Below are 18,581 nucleotides of genomic sequence, written 5' to 3'. Positions count from 1 at the left end.
CGCCGTACACCGGTTGCACCGCCGTACCCGTCACGCACCCGCCGTACGAGGAGATACCGACCATGTCCACCGCCCGGCCCAGCAGCTCCCCCGCCTCCCGCGCCGCCGCTCCCGCCCTGCCCTCCCTCGGCGGCAAGCGGAGCAGCTACCGCGAGCGGGTCGCCGACGCCCTGCGGGCCGCGCTGATCGCCGGTGAGCTGCTGCCCGGTGCGGTGTACTCCGCGCCGGCCCTCGCCGCCCGTTTCGGCGTCTCGGCGACCCCGGTACGCGAGGCCATGCTGGACCTGGCCAAGGAGGGCCTGGTCGACACCGTCCCCAACAAGGGGTTCCGGGTCACCGAGGTGTCCGAGCGGCAGCTCGACGAGTACACCCACATCCGCGCCCTCATCGAGATCCCCACGGTGGTGGAGCTGGCCGCCACCGCCGCGCCGGTCTCCCTGGAGGCGCTGCGCCCGGCCGCCCGGGAGATCGTCCAGGCCGCCGCGGCCGGCGACCTCGTCGCCTACGTCGAGGCGGACACCCGCTTCCATCTCGGCCTGCTCGCCCTGGCCGGCAACGCCCACCTCGTGGAGGTCGTCGGCGACCTGCGCAAACGCTCCCGCCTCTACGGCCTGACCGCCCTGGTCGAGGCGGGCCGCCTGCTCGCCTCCGCCGAGGAGCACCTGGAACTCCTCGACGCGCTGATCGCCCGCGACGACAAGGCCGTACGCGAGGTCATGACCCGCCACATCGGCCACGTCCGCGGCCTGTGGGCGGCCCGCAGGCCGGCCGGACCGCACAACACGGTCTGACCGTGCCCAAGTAGGCCCCGACCCTTACCGCGTCTCCAGCGTCTCCGGCGTCTCCGGGGCCTCGGTCGGCGTCGGGGTCGGCGGCTGGAAGAGGACGGCGCGGGCCACGGGCGGGGCGAACAGGGCGGTGACGGGTGCGGCGAGGTGGAGCACGGCGCGGAACGCGTCCCCCACGACCGGGTCGCCCGGCGACCTCTCCTGGACCCGGCGCAGATACCAGTCGGTGACGCCGTCCGTGGGCCGACCGCCGAGCGCGTTGCCGACCGCGCCCGGCATCTTGCGGTCGGCCCCGGCGGAGATGTCCCAGGCCGTCCTGGACGCCCCGAGCAGGGCCCGCTGCACGCGCCGTGTCGTGGGCGTCCGGCGCCGGTCGGCCAGCGCGTCGCGCAGGGCCACGGCGCTCATCGCGGCGACGGCCATGCCCTGACCGTAGATCGGGTTGAAGGCGCACAGGGCGTCGCCGGTGGCGAGGAACCCGGCGGGGTGGCCGGGCAGGTCGTATCGGCGCCGGACGTTGGCGGTGCGCCGGTACCCGAAGGCCGGGGTGAGCGGCTCGGCGTCCGCCAGCCAGCGGTCCAGGAGCGGATGCGCCAGCCGCTTGGTGTACGCCGTGAACTCCTCGTCGTCCGTGGGCGGTTCGTCGCCGCGCAGACCGGAGACGATCACCAGATGGGTGCCGTCCTCCAGCGGCAGCGCGCCTCCGCCGTGGACCTGTTCGGTACCGGGATAGACGTAGTAGCCGACGGTGTCGCCGTCGAGGACGCCCGCCTTGCCGCGGTAGACGCGGGAGGCGTAGGCGAGGCCGGTGTCGATGGTCTCCTCGTACGGGCTCGTGGCGCCGATCCCGGTGAGCCACTGCGTGGCCCTGGTGCCGCCGCCTGAGGCGTCGACGACCAGGTCGGCCGGCACGGCCCGGGGTTCGACGCGGGCCGCACCGGAGCGCTCGCGCACCAGCACCCCGCGCACCCGAGAGGCGTCACCGAGCAGTCCGACGACCTCGGATCCCTCCACCACGCTGATCGCGGGATTGGCGAGAACCCGCCGCCGGACCAGTGCTTCGAGCTGTGCGCGCGAGCCGGTGTAGATGTGCACGGACGCGGCCAGCCGCCGGAACCAACGGCCGCTCTGCCACAGCACCATGTCCGACGGCATGCCCACCAGCGGCGCCCCCGCCGCCCGCAACTCCGCGAGGAAGCCCGGCAGCAGCGACTCCATGGCGGTCTGTCCGCCCTGGAGCAGCACATGCGGATGCCGCCCCTGCGGTACCCCGGGACGCACCGCTCCGTCGTCCGTGAACCGGTCCCGCTCGACGACGGTCACCCGGTCGGCATGCCCGGCGAGAACATGCGCCGCGAGGAGCCCCGCGAGGCTCCCACCCACGACGACCGCGTGCCGCCGGCCCAGCCCACCGCCCGTGCCCTGAGGCCCCGTCTCTCCGACAGAGTTCACCGCTGCGCTCCCCTGGTCGCCCATGTCTGGAAAGACACAAGTATCCCGTCCCGCACGGCGGGCCGGCCGGGTTCCGGTCAGCGCGAGGATCAGCCCTCGTCCGCCGTCAGCCGCAAGGAGATGCTGTTGATGCAGTACCGCTGATCCGTCGGCGTCGCATATCCCTCGCCCTCGAACACATGCCCAAGATGCGATCCGCACCGCGCGCACCGCACCTCCGTCCGCAGCATCCCGTGCGACCGGTCCTCGATCAGTTCGACCGCGTCGGTGTCCTTCGGGTCGTAGAAGGAGGGCCAGCCGCAGTGGGACTCGAACTTCGTGGTGGAGGTGAACAGTTCGGCGCCGCAGGCGCGGCAGGAGTAGACGCCCTGGGTCTTGGTGTTGGTGTATTCACCGGTGAAGGCGGGCTCCGTGCCGGCCTGGCGCAGCACGGCGTACTCGGCCGGGGTCAGCTCCGTGCGCCACTGCTCTTCCGGCTTTTCGACGTCGTACGACATGAAGCTCAGCCCCTCACTTCGACAGGCGGTCCAGGATCTGCGGGCCCAGGTCCGTCACGTCACCCGCGCCCATGGTGAGAACGAGATCACCCGGCTTCGCCATTCCCGCCACGACCGCGGGAACGTCCGCCTTGTCGTGGACCGGCGTCACGTCCGCGTCCGCCGCGCGGGCCGCCTCGATGATCAGGTCGCTGGTGATGCCGGGGATCGGGTCCTCGCGGGCCGGGTAGATGTCCAGGACCAGCGAGGCGTCCGCGAGGGACAGGGACTGGCCCATCTCCTTGCCGAGCTCCTGGGTGCGGGAGAAGAGGTGGGGCTGGAAGACCACCAGGATGCGCGCGTCGCCGGCCGCCGCCCGCATCGCCTCCAGGTCCGCCGTCATCTCGGTCGGGTGGTGGGCGTAGGAGTCGATGACCTGGACGCCGGCGACCTCGCCCTTGAGCTGGAGGCGCCGCTTCACGCCCGTGTACGCCGCCAACGCCGGCGCCAGCCCGTCCGCCGGGATGCCGAGCGCCACGCCCGCCGCGAGGGCGGCGACCGCGTTGTGCGCGTAGTGGCGGCCGGGGACGGAGACCGTGAAGACCAGTTCCGTCCCGTCCAGCAGGACCTTGACCTCGCTCTTCAGGCCCTGCGCCACGACCGACAGGACCCGGACGTCGGCGTCCTCGGCCTCGCCGTACGTCACCGTCCGCACCGAGCCCGCCAGGCGCCGGGTCAGCTCCCGCGCGCCCTCGTGGTCGGCGTTGATCACCAGCGTGCCGCCGGGGACGATCTTTCCGGCGAAGGTCTCGAAGGACTCGTAGATCTCTTCCATCGACGCGTAGTTCGCGTGGTGGTCGAGCTCCACGTTGAGGACGATCGCCACCTCGGGGGCGTACTTGTGGAAGCTGCGGTCCGATTCGTCCGCCTCGGCGACGAAGATCTCGCCCTCGCCGTGCAGCGCGTTCGAGCCGGGGGCGTCGAGGTCGCCGCCGATGGCGTACGACGGGTTCAGGCCCAGCTCGCTCAGGGAGACCGCCAGCATCGACGTCGTGGTCGTCTTGCCGTGCGTGCCCGCGACGGCGATCGGGCGCAGGCCCTCCATCAGGGCCGCGAGGGCGTCCGAACGGTGCACCACCGGGATGCCCAGCGCTGCCGCGCGGGCCAGCTCGGGGTTGTCCTGGCGGATCGCCGACGACACGACCACGCAGCTCGCGTCGTCGGCGAGGTGCTCCGCCGCGTGCCCGATGTGCACGGTCGCGCCCAGCGCCCGCAGCGCCTCGGCGGTCGCGGACTCCTTGGCGTCGCTGCCCGCCACCTTCGCCCCGCGCTGCGCGAGGATCTTCGCGATCCCCGACATCCCGGCGCCGCCGATGCCGATGAAGTGCGGTCGGTCCATGGCGGTGGGAAGGGTGCCGGGTGCCACGTTGATGTCTCCCTGTGCGTACAGATACGGCGGACGTTCAGGCGCCCCAGCCTATCCATTGCGTCGCCATGCCCTGCTCGGCACAGTGGGCGGCTCACGCCTTGCTGTGCGAGAACAGCTTCAACACCGGCACCCCCACCTTGTGCCGCGCCCGCGACGCCCAGTCCCGGTGGAAGAACTCCTCCACGTAGTGCGGATCGGTCAGCACGATCACCTCGTCGGCCTTGATCTCGTCCACCACCGCCTTCAGCGCGTCCAGCGGGTGGTCCTCGATCAACCGCCCCTCCGCCGCACTCCCGGAGCCCCGCAGTGCCTGGAGGGACACCTCCAGCGCCCGCTCCCCGAAGTCCTTCGCCGCGGCGCCTTCGGGAACCTCCCGTTCCCGCGCCGCCTCGTCCAGTTCGCCCAGCGCCACGTCGTCGATGGCCCTCAGCAGCCGGTCGGCCTGGTCGCCACGCGGTTGGAGGAGCACATGGAACGCGACCTGTTCGTCCCCGTGCAAGGTCGTGACGAACTCCACGTCGGCGGAGGTCAGGGCCTTCTCGATCATCAAAACGCTTGTGAACACCGCGCGCGCCCCTTCTGCGGAAACCATCCTGCCCCGCGATCTCACGGGGACTGCGAGATTCAGTGTGCCCGTCGGAAGCTAAACGGAACGGTTGATTCCGCCGTTTTCGGGACCGGCGGTACCAGTGATCGAATTTCAAGTCCGCTGGTAGCGGCCGAAGAGAAACCCCTCCTCCTCCAGTAGGGACACCAGTGCGAACCGTTGCGGAACCGCGACGGAAGGACCGCCCGCGATCCGCTGGGCGTCGCCCACGGTGAGCATCGGGGCGACGGTCAGGCAGAGCTCGTCCAGTACCCCGGCGGCCACGAACTGACCCAGGAGGCGTGGACCGCCCTCGGTCAGCAGACGGGTGAAGCCGAGGTCGGCCAGCGCCTGCACGGCCCGGGCGGGCTCCACCCCCATCCCGTCGCCGGCGGTGATCACCCGGGCGCCGGCCTTCTCGGCGGCGGCCTTCCGGTCGGGCGCGGCGGCCGCGCCGGTCAGGATCAGGGTGGGGACGAGCGGGGAGGTGAAGAGCGGAAGCGAGAAGTCGAGGTCGAGGCTCGCGCTGACGATCGCGATCGTCGGTGCCGCCGACTGCCCGGCCGCCTCCCTGGCCTCCGCGAACTCCGCACGCGCGCGTGCGGGGCGGTACCCCTCCTGGCGTACCGTTTCCGCACCTACGACGATCACGTCCGCCAGCCCCCGCAGGGTGCCGAAGATCCGCATGTCGGCCGCGTTGGAGATGGGCTGTGACTTGCCGTCGTGGTGGGCGGCCCCGTCGAGCGTGGACACCATGTTGGCCCGCAGCCAGGGCACCCGGGGGCCCTCGGCGGGGGCCGCGACCGAGTCGGGGTAGGCGTAGGCGGCGGCCAGCTCGGCGAGACTCCACTCACGGCCGGCGAAACCGCCCTCTTGAGCAGCCTCACCCCCCTCACCGGCACCCCCCGCCCCCACGTCCCCGGCCCCACCGCCGGAGGCCGTCGTCACTGTCTGGTCGGTCACAGGGAACAGGCGTCGCATGTCGTGCAGTCTGGCACGGCGCTTAGCATGGGGAACCGTGTCGTCCTCCACCGCCGCCTCCGGGATCAGCCCGATAGCAGACGCGGCCCCCGTGTCCCTGTGCGCTCGCGAGCCGCACGTCCCCGCCGACCGTCTGGTCGCCGAGATGGTGCCGCCGCCGCGCTTCGACTCGGTCCGCTTCAGCACCTACATACCGGACCCGAACCAGCCCAGCCAGTTCGAGGCGGTCAAGGTCCTCGAAGGCTTCGCGGGCGGGCTCGGCGGCGCGCACGCCCTCGCCGGCGGCAAGCGCGGCTTCTTCGGATTCGGCAAGGGCAGGAGCAAGGACAAGGCCCCCGCCGGCCCCCGCGGCGTCTACCTCGACGGCGGTTACGGCGTCGGCAAGACCCACCTGCTCGCATCCCTCTGGCACGCCACCCCGGCCGAGCCCTCCCTCAAGGCCTTCGGCACGTTCGTCGAGCTGACCAACCTGGTGGGCGCCCTCGGCTTCCAGCAGACCGTCCAGACGCTCTCGAACCACCGTCTCCTGTGCATCGACGAGTTCGAACTCGACGACCCCGGCGACACCGTCCTCGTCTCCAGCCTGCTCCGCAAGCTCGTGGACGCGGGTGTCGCCCTCGCCGCCACTTCCAACACCCTCCCCGGCAAGCTCGGCGAGGGCCGCTTCGCGGCGGTCGACTTCCTGCGCGAGATCCAGGGCCTGAGCGCCCACTTCCGCACCCTGCGCATCGACGGCGAGGACTACCGCCACCGGGGCCTGCCCGAGGCACCGGCGCCGTACTCCGAGGAACAGGTCACGAAGACGGCGTACGCCACCCCGGGCGCCTCACTCGACGGCTTCCCGCAGCTCCTCGACCACCTCGCCCGGGTCCACCCCAGCCGTTACGGAGCGTTGACCGATGGCCTGAAGGCGGTGTGTCTGACCGAGGTGCGGCCGGTCCCGGACCAGTCGACCGCGCTGCGACTCGTCGTCCTCGCGGACCGGCTCTACGACCGCGAGGTCCCGGTGCTGGCCTCCGGGCTGCCGTTCGACCAGCTGTTCAGCGAGGACATGCTCAACGGCGGGTACCGCAAGAAGTACTTCCGGGCGATCTCCCGGCTCACCGCGCTGGCCCGTGACGGCAAGCGGCTCGTCGAGTCCGCCTAGCCGCGCGAAACCCCCCAGGTCAAGGGCCAGTTCGCGCCACGCCACCTACGCTTTTCAGGCTCTCTTCAGCTCGAAACGCTAAGTTAACCCTGCAAACAACTTTGCAGGGTTAACGTGTTTCTTGACCAGCCATTGACCAAGGCTTGGCCTGCGCGTGAGTCATGAACCGTCGGAAGGGGGGCGCATGTTTCGAGGTACGAGAGCACCGACCGTGTTTCCGCCTCGCACCACCGCCCCGGTCACCCCTTCGCCGTTCACTCCCACGGATCCGTTCGCAACCGCGCACACGATCCGTGAGGCTTCACCCAAAGCTCGGTCCCATCCTCGGTCCCCGTCTCAGCGGAAACCGAGAGTCTAGGCGGCCCGTTCCCGGCGACCCCAAGGTCTTCCGTCGCCGCGCAACCGGAACCGGCTGCCGTCCCCCCACCTGTCATGTACGTCCGACGCGCCGCCGTGGCGCGCCAGGAGGAGTCACCACATGCAGCCCCTCATCGACAACGCCCGCCTGTTCGGACAGCGCCCTGAGGAGTTCGCCAAGCTCGCAGAAGGCCAGTCCCCGCAGGTCCTGTTCATCACCTGCTCCGACTCCAGGGTCGTCCCGGCCCTGATCACGGGCGCCCGTCCCGGCGAGCTCTTCGAGCTGCGCACCGCGGGCAACATCGTCCCGCCGTACGCCTCCGAGCACCCCACCAGCGAGGCGGCCACCATCGAGTACGCCGTCGAGGTCCTCGGCGTCAGCGACATCGTGGTCTGCGGCCACTCGCACTGCGGCGCCGTCGGTGCCCTGGTGCGTGGCGACGACCTCGACGCCGTACCCGCCGTGCGCGACTGGCTCACCCGTGCCGAGCCGCGCCCGGCGGGGGCGGCCGAGGACCCCGCCGTCGCCGACGGTGTGCAGAGCCATGTCCTGGCCCAGGTCCTGCGCCTGCGCTCCTACCCGTTCATCGAGCAGAAGCTGGCCGCCCGTCAACTCACCCTGCGGGCCTGGTACTACGAGGTCCACACCGGGGCCGTCCGTGAACACCGCGCGGACACCGACGCGTTCGAGGCCCTGTGACCGCCATGATGACCACATACCCCCATCTGCGGCGGGACTTCGCCGCCTCCCTGGTCGTCTTCCTGGTCGCGCTGCCGCTGTGCGTGGGCGTGGCCGTCGCCTCCGGTGTCCCGGCCGAACTCGGTCTGGTCACCGGCATCGTGGGCGGCATCGTCACCGGTCTGATGCGCGGCAGCAGCCTTCAGGTCTCCGGGCCCGCGGCCGGTATGACCGTGCTGGTCTTCGAGGCCGTGCAGGAGTTCGGGCTGCCCGTCCTCGGCGTGATCGTGCTGGCCACCGGCGCGCTCCAGATCCTCATGGGCACCCTGAAGCTGGGCCGTTGGTTCCGGGCCATCTCGGTCTCGGTCGTCGAGGGCATGCTGGCCGGCATCGGGCTCGTCCTGATCGCCGGACAGCTGTACGCGATGGCGGACGCCAAGGCGCCCGCCTCGGGGCTCGGCAAGATAGCCGGGCTTCCCGGCGCGCTCGTGGACGCCGTCGGGAACACCGCGGCGCTGGCCTCGCTCGGCCTCGGTGCCGGCACGGTCGCCGTGCTGGTGCTGTGGAAGCGGATGCCGGCGGCGGTGCGTACCGTGCCCGGCCCGCTCGCCGCGGTCGGTCTGGCCACGCTGGCGGCACTGGCGTTCTCGATGCCGGTGGCCACCGTCGAGGTGCAGGGGCTGCTGGGCTCCATCCAGCCGCCGTCGTTCACCGCCTTCGGCGAACTCGCGAACATCGGCGTCCTCGCCACGATCCTGGCGTTCACCCTGATCGCGTCCGCCGAGTCACTGTTCAGCGCGGCGGCCGTGGACCGGCTGCACGACGGGCCGCGCACCGAGTACGACAAGGAACTGGTCGCACAGGGCGCGGGCAACGCGCTGTGCGGTGTGCTCGGCGCGCTGCCGATGACCGCGGTGATCGTGCGCAGCGCGGCCAACGTACAGGCGGGCGCCCGCACCAAGGCGTCCCGCGTGATGCACGGCGTGTGGCTGCTGCTGTTCGCGGCGCTGCTGCCGGGCGTCCTCGCCTACATCCCGATCCCGGCGCTGGCGGGCATCCTCGTCTACTCCGGCGCCAAGCTGATCCCCGTCCGGGAGATCGTGTCGCTGTGGCGCGAGCACCGCGGCGAGGCGCTGATCCTCATGGTCACGGCCGTGTCGATCGTCGCGGTCAGCATGTTCGAGGGCGTGCTCATCGGTCTCGCCCTGGCGGTGGCCAAGACCGCCTGGGAGGCCTCGCACCTGAAGCTGGAGGTCGTGGACAAGGGCGCGGGCCCGGTGCAGGCGTATCTGTCGGGCAACGCGACCTTCCTGCGGCTGCCGAAGATCCTCGACAGTCTGGAGGCGCTGCCCCAGGACCGCCCGGTGGAGCTGGACCTCTCCGGGCTGCACCACCTCGACCACGCCTGCCGCACGGCCCTGGAGAACTGGGCCGAACGGCACAGCGCGGTCGGCACGGAACCGGTGCGGGTCACCGCGCCGTAGCGCACCCCGGGAAAGCCCGGTGCCTGGCCTCACGCCAGGCACCGGGCATATCGTTGCAGGAGCGGATGAAAGCCCTCCGGAAGAGGGGGTGGGTCATGCTCCAGGAACTGCTCACCGCGGCCGTGGCGGCCGGTGCCGCCGGGGCGGTCTACGTCGCCGCCGGGGCCCGGGTCGTCAAGCAGTACGAGCGCGGGGTGGTCTTCCGGCTCGGACGGCTGGTGAGCGACGTACGGAATCCCGGGTTCGCGATGGTGGTCCCGTTCGTGGACCGGATGCACAAGGTCAACATGCAGATCGTCACGCTGCCGGTCCCCGCCCAGGAGGGCATCACCCGGGACAACGTGACGGTGCGCGTGGACGCGGTCGTGTACTTCCGGGTGGTCGACGCGGCGAGCGCGCTGGTGAAGGTCGAGGACTACAAGTTCGCGGTCTCCCAGATGGCGCAGACCTCGCTCAGGTCCATCATCGGCAAGAGCGAGCTGGACGATCTGCTGTCCAACCGCGAGAAGCTCAACGAGGGCCTGGAACTGATGATCGACAGCCCGGCGGTCGGCTGGGGTGTCCAGGTCGACCGGGTCGAGATCAAGGACGTGTCCCTGCCCGAGACCATGAAGCGCTCCATGGCCCGGCAGGCGGAGGCGGACCGCGAGCGCCGCGCCCGCATCATCAACGCCGACGCCGAGCTCCAGGCGTCGAAGAAGCTCGCCGAGGCGGCCGCGCAGATGTCCGAGCAGCCCGCCGCGCTCCAGTTGCGGCTGCTCCAGACGGTGGTGGCGGTGGCCGCCGAGAAGAACTCCACCCTTGTCCTGCCCTTCCCGGTGGAGCTGCTGCGCTTCCTGGAGAAGGCTCAGCAGGGGCCTGCCGACAAGTGACACGTGCTACGCGCGTGGTTCCCGCAGCCCGACCCAGGTGATAGACACAGCGGCGTCACATCCTGTCCGCCAGCAGGAAGGTTGCTGCTCCATGTCCGCAACACGACGTCAGATCCTTGCCCGCTCCGGTGCCTTGGGGGCGGGCATCGCCTTCACCGGCGCCCTCTCCGAGCTGTTCGCCGGCACCGCCGCCGCGAGCCAGAACCTCGGCCACACGGGCTACGGTCCGCTCGTCCCCGACCCGGACGGCCTGCTCGATCTGCCGGAAGGTTTCCGCTATCGGGTCCTCTCCCGCGAGGGCGACCAGCTCCGCTCCGGGGAGGGCAAGGTGCCCTCCAACCACGACGGCATGTCGGCCTTCACCGGCAGACACGGCCGCACCCACCTGGTCCGCAACCACGAGAACCGGGTCACCGCGGCCCTCGCGGTCCCGACGATCGACGGCCTCACCTACGACCCGATGGGCAAGGGCGGCTGTACGGCGCTGACCCTGGACCCCCACAACAACGTCCTGTCTGAGCGGGTCGCCATCGCCGGTACGGCCGTCAACTGCGCGGGCGGGCCCACCCCTTGGGGCACCTGGCTGACCTGCGAGGAGACCGAGGACAGGGCCGGTACCAACGGCTACACCAAGGACCACGGCTTCATCTTCGAGGTCGACGGCGCTGACCCGCGCCGCTCGGGCGCGGTGCCGCTGACCGCGATGGGCCGCTTCCAGCACGAGGCGATCGCCGTCGACCCCGAACGCGGCATCGTCTACGAGACCGAGGACGCCTTCCTCAAGCCGTTCGGCCTCTTCTACCGCTTCCTGCCCGAGAAGCCGCTGGGCGGTCTGGGTTCACTGCGCGCGGGCGGCCGGCTCCAGGCGATGCGTGTGCCCGGCGTACCCGACCTGTCCTCCATCCAGGAGACAGGCGCCTGCTTCGAGGGCGTCGAGTGGGTCGACGTACCGGATCCGCTCGCCGCCCGGACGCCCATCCGCCTCCAGGACTTCGGCCCGAAGGGCATCACGCACGCACAGAAACTGGAGGGCTGCTACTGGGGCGGGCGGTGCGTGTACTTCGTCTCCTCCTTCGCCCACAGCGCGGAGGGCTCGGCCGCCGACCACTACGGGCAGATCTGGCGGTACGACCCCTCGGCCCGCCGCCTCACCCTGGTGATCGTGTTCGGCCCGGACACCGACGTCCAGCTCCCCGGCGAGTCCCCGGACAACATCTGCCTCGCCCCCAGCGGCGGCCTCATGGTCTGCGAGGACGGCAACGGCGCCCAGCACGTGTTCGGCGTGACGCGCCGCGGCGAGGTGTACGCGATGGCCAGGAACGCCCAGAACATCGGGACACCGGAAGCGCCCGAGTGGGGCGAGTTCGCGGGGGTCACCTTCTCCCCGGACGGCGAGACGATGTTCGTCAACTGCTATACGCCGGGCACCACGTTCGCCGTGACGGGACCCTGGCGGAGGTAGGGCGAGGGCCTGCGGGGGGGCACCCGGGGTAACCGGCCGTCCACGGTCCCCCGGGCGGTGAGCCGCCTGCTCCTGGAGCGGCGGCTCCTGAAGGGCGCCTGATCGGGGGCATCGGCCGGACCCCCTGTGCGGCGGTCCGATAATCGCCCGATTCACCCCGTTATGTTCGTGCGGTGATCATTCGAGTACGACAAGTCGCCGCCGTCTGCGCACTCGGCGCCGCCCTCACCGCCTGTGCCGGCACCCCCGAGGCGCCCCGCACCAAGGCCGCCCACCCGGCCCCCTCCGCCGCCCCCTCCCGACCCCCGACCCTCGCCCCCGGCCCCTCCGGTCTCACCCCCGTCCTCAAGCACGGCCCCCGCACCCCGGACAGGACCGTCGCCCTCACCTTCGACGCCGACATGACCGCCGACCAGGGCGCGCGGGCGACGGCGGGCGAGCACTTCGACAACCCGTCGCTGATCGCCGCGCTGCGGACGCTGAAGGTGCCGGCGACCGTGTTCATGACGGGCCGATGGGCCGAGGAGTACCCGGCAGAGGCCCGCTCGATCGGGCGCGACCCGCTCTTCGAGGTCGCGAACCACTCGTACAGCCACTACGCCTTCACCGACGACTGCTACGGTCTGCCGCGCCTGTCGCAGGACCGGATGCGCTCCGACGTCGAGCGCGCCTACACCGCCTTCCGCAAGGCGGGGGTGCCGGACGCGATGCCGTACTTCCGCTTCCCCGGCGGCTGCTACGACCGTACGGCCCTCAAAGCGCTCACCCCCGCCGGGGTCACCGCCGTGCAGTGGGACGTGGTGAGCGGGGACGCCTTCGCGACCGACGCCGACGCCGTGGCCCGGCAGGTCCTGGACGGTGTGCGGCCGGGTTCCGTCGTCGTCATGCACTGCACGCACAGCGCGGCGCCGGCGACCGAGCGGGCGGTGCGCCGGATCGTGCCGGAGCTGCGCGCCCAGGGGTACCGGTTCGTGAAGGTGTCCGAGCTGATCGGGGCGGAGGGCGGACCGTCCTAGGCTGGAGGCATGAGCGAGGACTACTGCACGATCCGCGAGGTCCCGAAGCCGCCGCTCGCCGACGGGCCGCCGTACGCCGAGTGCGTGCTGTGCCGGAAGCCGACCGAGTACCCGGAGTCGTACAAGGGGATCACGCTGTGCCCTGTCTGCGAATGGCAGGAGGCACAGCGGACCGCTTGTTCAGGGTGAGCGGCGGGTGGTCAGCGCGCAGGCGACGGCCAGGGCCACGGCCGTGACCGCGGCCGCCGCCCCGCACGGGAGCACCGGCAGCGGGACCGTCCCCTTCTGCGAGCCCGTGACCAGACCGCTGACCGCGGCCTGGGCCGGGGAGCCGGTCACCACGACCGACAGCAGGGCCGCGAGCAGCATCGTCGGCACCGCCCGGCCCGGCGAGCGCAGCAACGGCCAGGTCGTCAGCGCCCCGACGGCCGTGCCGAGCAGGGCGCAGGCGAGCACGGCGAGCAGCCCGGACCCACCGGCCAAAACCCTCGGCACCCGGATCTGATGGTCGGAACTGACCGGATCGCTGATCAGCGTCACGAGGACGGTCGCGACCGTACCGATCGCCGCCGCGGCACCCGCCGCCACCAGCAGCGCGGCGAGGTGCGCGCGGGCGGGCCCGACCGCGGCGGCGACACACGCCCGGGCGGCCGGCGGCTCACCGGAGACACAGATGCGCACCAGCCAGGCGGCGACCGGCAGCAGCGCGGCGGCGGCGTAGCCCAGCGAGTCGAGGATCGGCTGCCCGCTCTGCACACCGACGCCGAGGAACACGGCGTACAGGATGAACGGCGGCAGCCAGCGCTGCGAGCGCATGAGCAGGGCGGCCTGATAGCGGAGCAGCGCGGTCATCGGCCGCCTTCCTGTGTCGCGCGCCGCACGCTCACCACGTGCCACGGCGGGCGGGCCGTCAGCAGGGTGCGCAGCAGCACGTCGGAGTGGGACGCGGGGACGGTGAGCCGGTAGGTGCCGGGGGCCGTCTCCTCGGCGGTGACGGCCGTGCGGTACGCCCCCTCCGGCAGCCGTCCCCCCGCCGGGCCCTGGACCTCGACGACGGCCTGCGGGCCGCTGGGCGGCGCGGGGGCCGTGGTAGGGGCCGTACGCGTTTCCAGACCGCCTTCCCGTACGACGTACGCGGCGTCGGTCGTCTCCGTGAGGCGCCGCGGGTCGTGGTCGACGAACACCACCGCTCCCCCGGCCGCGGTGCGCTCCGCGACGGCCCGTTCCAGCTCGGCGCGGGCGCCGGTGTCGAGTCCGGTCCACGCCTCGTCCAGGACGAGCAGCTCCGGTTCCGCGAGCAGCGCCTGCGCCACGGCGACCTTCTGGCTGCTGCCCTTGGAGAGCTGCGCCATGGGGGTACGGGCGTGCGCGGTGGCGCCGAAGCGGTCCAGCCAGTCACCCGCGGCGCGCTGGGCGGACGGTTCGGTCAGGCCGTGGATCCTGCCGAGGTGGGTGAGGTAGCCGTGCGGGGTGAAGGGGAGGGCGGCGGGGAAGCGTTCGGGGACGTAGGCGGTGCGGGGGCGGCCCTTGACCTTGCCCTCGGAGGGGGTGTCGAGGCGGGCGAGGATGCGGAGGAGCGTGGACTTGCCGGTGCCGTTCTCTCCTTCTACGCGGGTCAGGGTGCCCGGGGCGAGGGTGAGGTGGATGCCTCGTAGGACCCAGGAGCCGCGCAGGCCGTAGCGGCGGCCCACGTTGTCCAGCTGTAGCGCGCGTTCCATGGGCAAATGATGTCCCCTTAGGGTGGCTGGGTGAACGCCAGTCCTTTCCAGTCAGAAGTCAATGTGCGCGACGAGGCCCCCCAGTTCGTCCTCCCTCTCGTCGTACGCATCGAGCGTGCCGCTCCCCCCGCCCGCACGGATGCCCTGGAGACCGCCGCCCGGGCCGTTCTGCTCATCCTCAGCGATGAGCGGTCCCTCGGGGACGGGGAGTGGGCTCAGGTCATGCGGGACTGGCAGGACGCCCGGATCCGGAAGGTCGTGCGGCGGGCCCGGGGGGCGGAGTGGCGGAAGGCCGAGGCGCTGCCCGGGATCACCGTCACGGGGAAGTCGGCCGAGGTGCGGGTCTTTCCGCCGGTGCCGCTCGACGGGTGGCCGAAGGAGCTGGCCAAGCTCCAGGTGTCCGGGACCGATCTCGACGACCCGGAGGCTCCCGTGGACGCCGATCCGGGGGTGCCGGTGCTGTGGATGAATCCCGAGCTCGACATGTCGGCCGGAAAGGCGATGGCGCAGGCGGGCCACGGGGCTCAACTCGCCTGGTGGGACCTGTCGGACGAGGAGCGGACGGCCTGGCGCGACGCCGGTTTCCCCCTCGCCGTGCGAAACGCCGAGCCCGGACGCTGGCACGAACTCACCACGAGCGGGCTGCCGTTGGTCCGGGACGCGGGCTTCACGGAGATCGCCCCCGGATCGTGCACGGTGGTGGCGGACCACCCGGCACTGCGCCGACGGCACTGAACCTCGCGTACGGGAGCATGACCGCATGACCTCCCCCACGCGGCAGGCGCCGCGTCGCGACAGCGGGCCGGCCGGGTTCCTCGTCCGGTCGGCCGGTTGTGTCGGCGCTGCCGTGCTGGTCGGCGTGCTGGTGGCCGCGGGCGTGCTCGTCTGGTTCTTCCAGGCCGTGCGGGACAGCGGGCCGGACCGGGAGCAGGATGCCCGGGCCGCCGTCACCGCCGCCGCCGAGCGGCTCGGGGCCCGGTTCCAGGAGGCCGACGCCGACGGCGTCCTGACCGACCGGGAGATCACCGACGTACTGCGCCCCCGGAGCCCTCGTTCCGTCGCCCGCAGCGCGACCGAGACCACCGTCGTGGTGCAGGTCGCGGTGTCCGGCTGGGCCCGCTGCTACACGTACAGCGCCCCCCGTACCGGCGTCGGCACCGTCATCAGCCGGCCGCTGGACAGTTGTCCGTCGGCTTCGCCCGTACGGTAGGACGACACAGTCTTGAGCAGGGGCGGGGCACGTCGTCCTGCCGGATGGAGGGCACGGTGACACGGGTCGACGGCAGGGTCGAACGGGGCAACCGCACCCGGCGGTCGGTGCTGGACCGGACCGTCGAGATCGCCTCCGTGGAGGGGCTGGAGGCCCTGTCCGTCGGGCGGTTGGCGACGGAGTTGCGGCTCAGCAAGAGCGGAGTGTTCGCGCTCTTCGGGTCGAAGGAGGAGTTGCAGCTCGCGACCGTGCGCGAGGCGGGCCGTGTGTTCGCCGAGCGGGTGACCCGGCCCGTCGAGGAGGAGCCGGCGGGGGTCGCCAGGGTGTGGCGGTTGTGCGAGCTGTGGCTGGAGTACTCGCGCGGCCGGGTCTTCCCGGGCGGCTGCTTCTTCTACGAGGTGATCGCCGAGTTCGACGCCCGCACCGGGCCCGTGCACGACGCCGTGGTCCGTGCCCAGCGCGACTGGACGGCCTACGTGGAGCGCACGATCGCCGCGGCCGGTGACGCGGGTGAGCTGCGCGCCGACACGGACGTGCCCCAACTCGCCTTCGAGCTCATGGCGTTGATGGAGACGGCCAACATGGTCTCCGTCCTGCACGACGAGGAGTCCTCCTACCGCAGGGCCCGGGTGGGGATCGCGGCACGGTTGAAGGCGGTCGCGGTCGATCCGGGCCGGGTGCCTGAAATCCCCTGACACGGCTGCCTGTTGACAGAACCCGCGCCGAACGGGTCGTCGCGGAGAAGGGGCGCCGGAAACAAGTAGCACGACCGTTCGCACAGTTTTAGGGTGGGCGCATGACTGTCACCGGAGCGGACATCGTCGTACTGGACCGGGTCGCCGTGCGGGAGGCGGTTCGGGTGGTGGATCTGGCGCGGGGCGCGGACTGGGAGCGGGACACCCCGTGTGCGGGGTGGACCCTGCGGCGGCTCGTGGCACACATGGCCGCGCAGCATCGCGGGTTCGCGGCGGCGGCGCGGGGCGTGGGCGGCGAGCCGGCGCACTGGCGGGAGCCGGAGGACATGGGCGCGCCCGCCGAGATGCATCGGGCCGCCGCGGCGGACCTGCTCGACGCCTTCGCCGAACCAGGTGCCGAAAGGCGGGAGTTCACCCTCCCGGAGCTCGGGCTGACCGTTCCGGGGCGGATGGCGATCGGCTTCCACCTCGTCGACTACGTCGTGCACGCCTGGGACGTGGCCGCCACGCTCGGCGTACGACCGGAGCTGCCCGACGACGTCCTCGGCGCGGCGCTGGCCGTGGCCCGGCGTGTTCCGGCGGACCCGGGCAGCCGTGGGGACGGGGCCGCCTTCGCGCCCGCGTCACGGGTGCCGGAGGGGGCCGGGGCCCTGGAGGAGACACTGCGGCTGCTGGGGCGGAAGCCGGAACCTCAAATGTTGCTCTGAAGACGCCCCGCAGGTGATTCGGCTCCGGGCGCCGGGGCCATACCCCCGACACACAGGAACAGCGGGGCGTCGAAGGAGACGACACAGCGGGCACCTGAGCAAGCCACTCGACGGGGAAACGGGGACGGGGACATGGAGCGACTGGGCACGGGGATCGGCTGGCGGCCGGAGATCGCGGACGCCGTGGAGCGCATGCCGGGCATCGACTGGGTCGAGGTCGTGGCCGAGAACACCTGCCCCGGCCATCTGCCCGAGTCACTGCGGCGACTGCGCGAGCGCGGGGTGACCGTGGTCCCGCACGGTGTCTCGCTCGGCCTCGGCGGCGCCGACCGCCCCGACGAGGGGCGCCTGACGGCCCTCGCCGAGCGCGCCGAGGCGCTGGGCTCGCCCCTGGTCACCGAGCACATCGCGTTCGTGCGGGCGGGCGGCCCCCTGACGGCCTCCCCGCGTCTGGAGGCCGGCCACCTGCTGCCGGTGCCGCGCACTCGCGACGCCCTCGACGTGCTGTGCGAGAACATCCGCGTCGCCCAGGCCGCGCTGCCCGTGCCGCTCGCCGTGGAGAACATCGCCGCGTTGATCTCCTGGCCGGGCGAGGAGCTGACCGAGGGGCAGTTCCTGTACGAGCTGGCCGACCGCACCGGCGTACGGCTGCTCATCGACGTCGCCAACCTCCACACCAACCACGTCAACCGCGGCGAGAACCCCGCCGAGGCCCTCACCGACCTCCCGCTGGAGGCGATCGCCTACGTCCATGTCGCGGGCGGCTTCGAGCGGGACGGCGTCTGGCACGACAGCCACGCCCACCCGGTCCCCCGCCCGGTCCTCGACATCCTGACCGACCTGGCCTCCCGGGTGACCCCGCCGGGCGTCCTGCTGGAGCGCGACGAGAACTTCCCCGCACCGGCAGAGCTGGAGGGGGAGTTGACGGCGATCCGGGGGGCGCTGGAGAAGGGGCGGGAGCAGGGGCAGGGGCAGGGACCGGGACCGGGACCGGGACCGCGGTTCGCACCGGTCACGGAAGCCACCCTCGCCGCCGCTCCCGACCCCGCCGCCGCCCCCGACCCCGACCCCGCCCGCCAGCGCGTCGCCCTCGCGCAGACCGCGCTGCTGTCCGCCCTCGTCGCCGGGACCCCCGTGCCCGAGGGGTTCGACCGGGTGCGGCTCGGGGTGCAGGCGCGGGCGCTCGCCGGGAAGCGGGCGGACGTCGTGGCGAAGGTCGCGCCCGAGCTGCCGGGGATCCTGGGCACGGAGTACCGGACGGCGTTTTTCGGGTACGCCCACGGCCACCCGATGACCGGCGGATACCGCAGGGACGCGCTGGACTTCGCCGGGTATCTGCTGGCGGCGGGAGCGGTGCGGGACGAGCGGACGCTGGGTGAGCTGCGGGAGTGGTGGCTGGAGCGGTCGGGGTCACGGCCGCGCTCGCACCGGCCGGGCGTGCGCCTCGCGCGGGCGACGCGGCGGGTGCTGCTGCGCCGCTGAGCGGACGGTCGCCGGCCGGCCCCGACCGCGCAGTAACATG

20 protein-coding genes are annotated in these 18,581 nt (G+C 72.3%); 13 read left to right on the top strand and 7 right to left on the bottom strand.

What is annotated here, in order from left to right; all coding sequences use genetic code 11:
* Positions 1-62: 62 nt before the first annotated feature.
* Positions 63-791, top strand: coding sequence for a GntR family transcriptional regulator (locus ACIHIX_RS06745; protein ID WP_399951926.1), 729 nt, complete (start codon positions 63-65; stop codon positions 789-791).
* A gap of 24 nt (positions 792-815) precedes the next feature.
* Here ACIHIX_RS06745 and ACIHIX_RS06740 read toward each other — a convergent pair whose 3' ends face one another.
* The 5 genes from ACIHIX_RS06740 to ACIHIX_RS06720 form a co-directional block, all read right to left on the bottom strand.
* Complete coding sequence (locus tag ACIHIX_RS06740) at positions 816-2,171, bottom strand: FAD-dependent oxidoreductase (RefSeq protein ID WP_399951924.1); 1,356 nt, start codon at positions 2,169-2,171, stop codon at positions 816-818.
* A 158-nt stretch (positions 2,172-2,329) separates the two neighbouring features.
* Positions 2,330-2,737: a peptide-methionine (R)-S-oxide reductase MsrB gene (gene msrB / locus ACIHIX_RS06735; RefSeq protein ID WP_399950750.1), complete on the bottom strand. Its 408-nt coding sequence runs from the start codon at positions 2,735-2,737 to the stop codon at positions 2,330-2,332.
* Between the two features lie 13 nt (positions 2,738-2,750).
* Positions 2,751-4,142 carry a UDP-N-acetylmuramate--L-alanine ligase gene (gene murC / locus ACIHIX_RS06730; RefSeq protein ID WP_399950747.1) on the bottom strand — a complete coding sequence of 464 codons (1,392 nt, stop codon included), beginning with the start codon at positions 4,140-4,142 and terminating at the stop codon, positions 2,751-2,753.
* A 94-nt stretch (positions 4,143-4,236) separates the two neighbouring features.
* Positions 4,237-4,692 carry an indole-3-glycerol phosphate synthase gene (locus ACIHIX_RS06725; RefSeq protein WP_399950745.1) on the bottom strand — a complete coding sequence of 152 codons (456 nt, stop codon included), beginning with the start codon at positions 4,690-4,692 and terminating at the stop codon, positions 4,237-4,239.
* A gap of 153 nt (positions 4,693-4,845) precedes the next feature.
* Positions 4,846-5,712, bottom strand: coding sequence for a pyrimidine reductase family protein (locus ACIHIX_RS06720; protein ID WP_399950742.1), 867 nt, complete (start codon positions 5,710-5,712; stop codon positions 4,846-4,848).
* Between the two features lie 37 nt (positions 5,713-5,749).
* Here ACIHIX_RS06720 and zapE point away from each other — a divergent pair, with 37 nt between their 5' ends.
* From zapE to ACIHIX_RS06685, 7 genes are all read left to right on the top strand, one after another.
* On the top strand, positions 5,750-6,859 hold the full coding sequence (gene zapE, locus ACIHIX_RS06715) for a cell division protein ZapE (RefSeq protein ID WP_399950739.1): 1,110 nt from the start codon (positions 5,750-5,752) through the stop codon (positions 6,857-6,859).
* A 478-nt stretch (positions 6,860-7,337) separates the two neighbouring features.
* On the top strand, positions 7,338-7,916 hold the full coding sequence (locus ACIHIX_RS06710) for a carbonic anhydrase (RefSeq protein WP_399950736.1): 579 nt from the start codon (positions 7,338-7,340) through the stop codon (positions 7,914-7,916).
* A 5-nt stretch (positions 7,917-7,921) separates the two neighbouring features.
* Complete coding sequence (locus tag ACIHIX_RS06705; RefSeq protein ID WP_399950733.1) at positions 7,922-9,379, top strand: SulP family inorganic anion transporter; 1,458 nt, start codon at positions 7,922-7,924, stop codon at positions 9,377-9,379.
* 95 nt (positions 9,380-9,474) lie between these two features.
* The gene (locus tag ACIHIX_RS06700) at positions 9,475-10,251 is read left to right on the top strand and encodes a slipin family protein (protein WP_399950731.1); all 777 of its coding nucleotides are present in this window, start codon (positions 9,475-9,477) and stop codon (positions 10,249-10,251) included.
* 91 nt (positions 10,252-10,342) lie between these two features.
* Positions 10,343-11,713, top strand: a complete 1,371-nt coding sequence (locus ACIHIX_RS06695; protein ID WP_399950728.1) for a PhoX family protein — start codon at positions 10,343-10,345, stop codon at positions 11,711-11,713.
* A 173-nt stretch (positions 11,714-11,886) separates the two neighbouring features.
* On the top strand, positions 11,887-12,729 hold the full coding sequence (locus ACIHIX_RS06690) for a polysaccharide deacetylase family protein (RefSeq protein WP_399950725.1): 843 nt from the start codon (positions 11,887-11,889) through the stop codon (positions 12,727-12,729).
* Positions 12,730-12,738: 9 nt separating this feature from the next.
* The gene (locus ACIHIX_RS06685) at positions 12,739-12,918 is read left to right on the top strand and encodes a hypothetical protein (protein ID WP_399950722.1); all 180 of its coding nucleotides are present in this window, start codon (positions 12,739-12,741) and stop codon (positions 12,916-12,918) included.
* On the opposite strand, the gene ACIHIX_RS06680 is transcribed toward ACIHIX_RS06685, so the two are convergent.
* The gene (locus ACIHIX_RS06680; RefSeq protein WP_399950719.1) at positions 12,910-13,581 is read right to left on the bottom strand and encodes an ABC transporter; all 672 of its coding nucleotides are present in this window, start codon (positions 13,579-13,581) and stop codon (positions 12,910-12,912) included. The genes ACIHIX_RS06685 and ACIHIX_RS06680 overlap by 9 nt on opposite strands.
* Positions 13,578-14,447, bottom strand: coding sequence for an ATP-binding cassette domain-containing protein (locus ACIHIX_RS06675; protein WP_399950716.1), 870 nt, complete (start codon positions 14,445-14,447; stop codon positions 13,578-13,580). The genes ACIHIX_RS06680 and ACIHIX_RS06675 overlap by 4 nt, the downstream gene beginning before the upstream one ends.
* A 30-nt stretch (positions 14,448-14,477) precedes the next feature.
* Here ACIHIX_RS06675 and ACIHIX_RS06670 point away from each other — a divergent pair, with 30 nt between their 5' ends.
* From ACIHIX_RS06670 to ACIHIX_RS06650, 5 genes are all read left to right on the top strand, one after another.
* Positions 14,478-15,182, top strand: coding sequence for an aminoacyl-tRNA hydrolase (locus tag ACIHIX_RS06670; protein WP_399950713.1), 705 nt, complete (start codon positions 14,478-14,480; stop codon positions 15,180-15,182).
* Between the two features lie 25 nt (positions 15,183-15,207).
* Positions 15,208-15,657: a hypothetical protein gene (locus tag ACIHIX_RS06665; protein ID WP_399950710.1), complete on the top strand. Its 450-nt coding sequence runs from the start codon at positions 15,208-15,210 to the stop codon at positions 15,655-15,657.
* 44 nt (positions 15,658-15,701) lie between these two features.
* The gene (locus ACIHIX_RS06660) at positions 15,702-16,352 is read left to right on the top strand and encodes a TetR/AcrR family transcriptional regulator (RefSeq protein WP_399950708.1); all 651 of its coding nucleotides are present in this window, start codon (positions 15,702-15,704) and stop codon (positions 16,350-16,352) included.
* 101 nt (positions 16,353-16,453) lie between these two features.
* Positions 16,454-17,059, top strand: coding sequence for a TIGR03086 family metal-binding protein (locus ACIHIX_RS06655; RefSeq protein ID WP_399950705.1), 606 nt, complete (start codon positions 16,454-16,456; stop codon positions 17,057-17,059).
* A 132-nt stretch (positions 17,060-17,191) separates the two neighbouring features.
* On the top strand, positions 17,192-18,541 hold the full coding sequence (locus ACIHIX_RS06650; RefSeq protein WP_399950702.1) for a DUF692 domain-containing protein: 1,350 nt from the start codon (positions 17,192-17,194) through the stop codon (positions 18,539-18,541).
* The last annotated feature ends 40 nt before the right edge of the window (positions 18,542-18,581 follow it).

Source organism: Streptomyces sp. NPDC051913, assembly GCF_044593635.1.
Taxonomy (GTDB): domain Bacteria; phylum Actinomycetota; class Actinomycetes; order Streptomycetales; family Streptomycetaceae; genus Streptomyces.
This window is presented reverse-complemented; position numbering and strand designations above follow the sequence as displayed.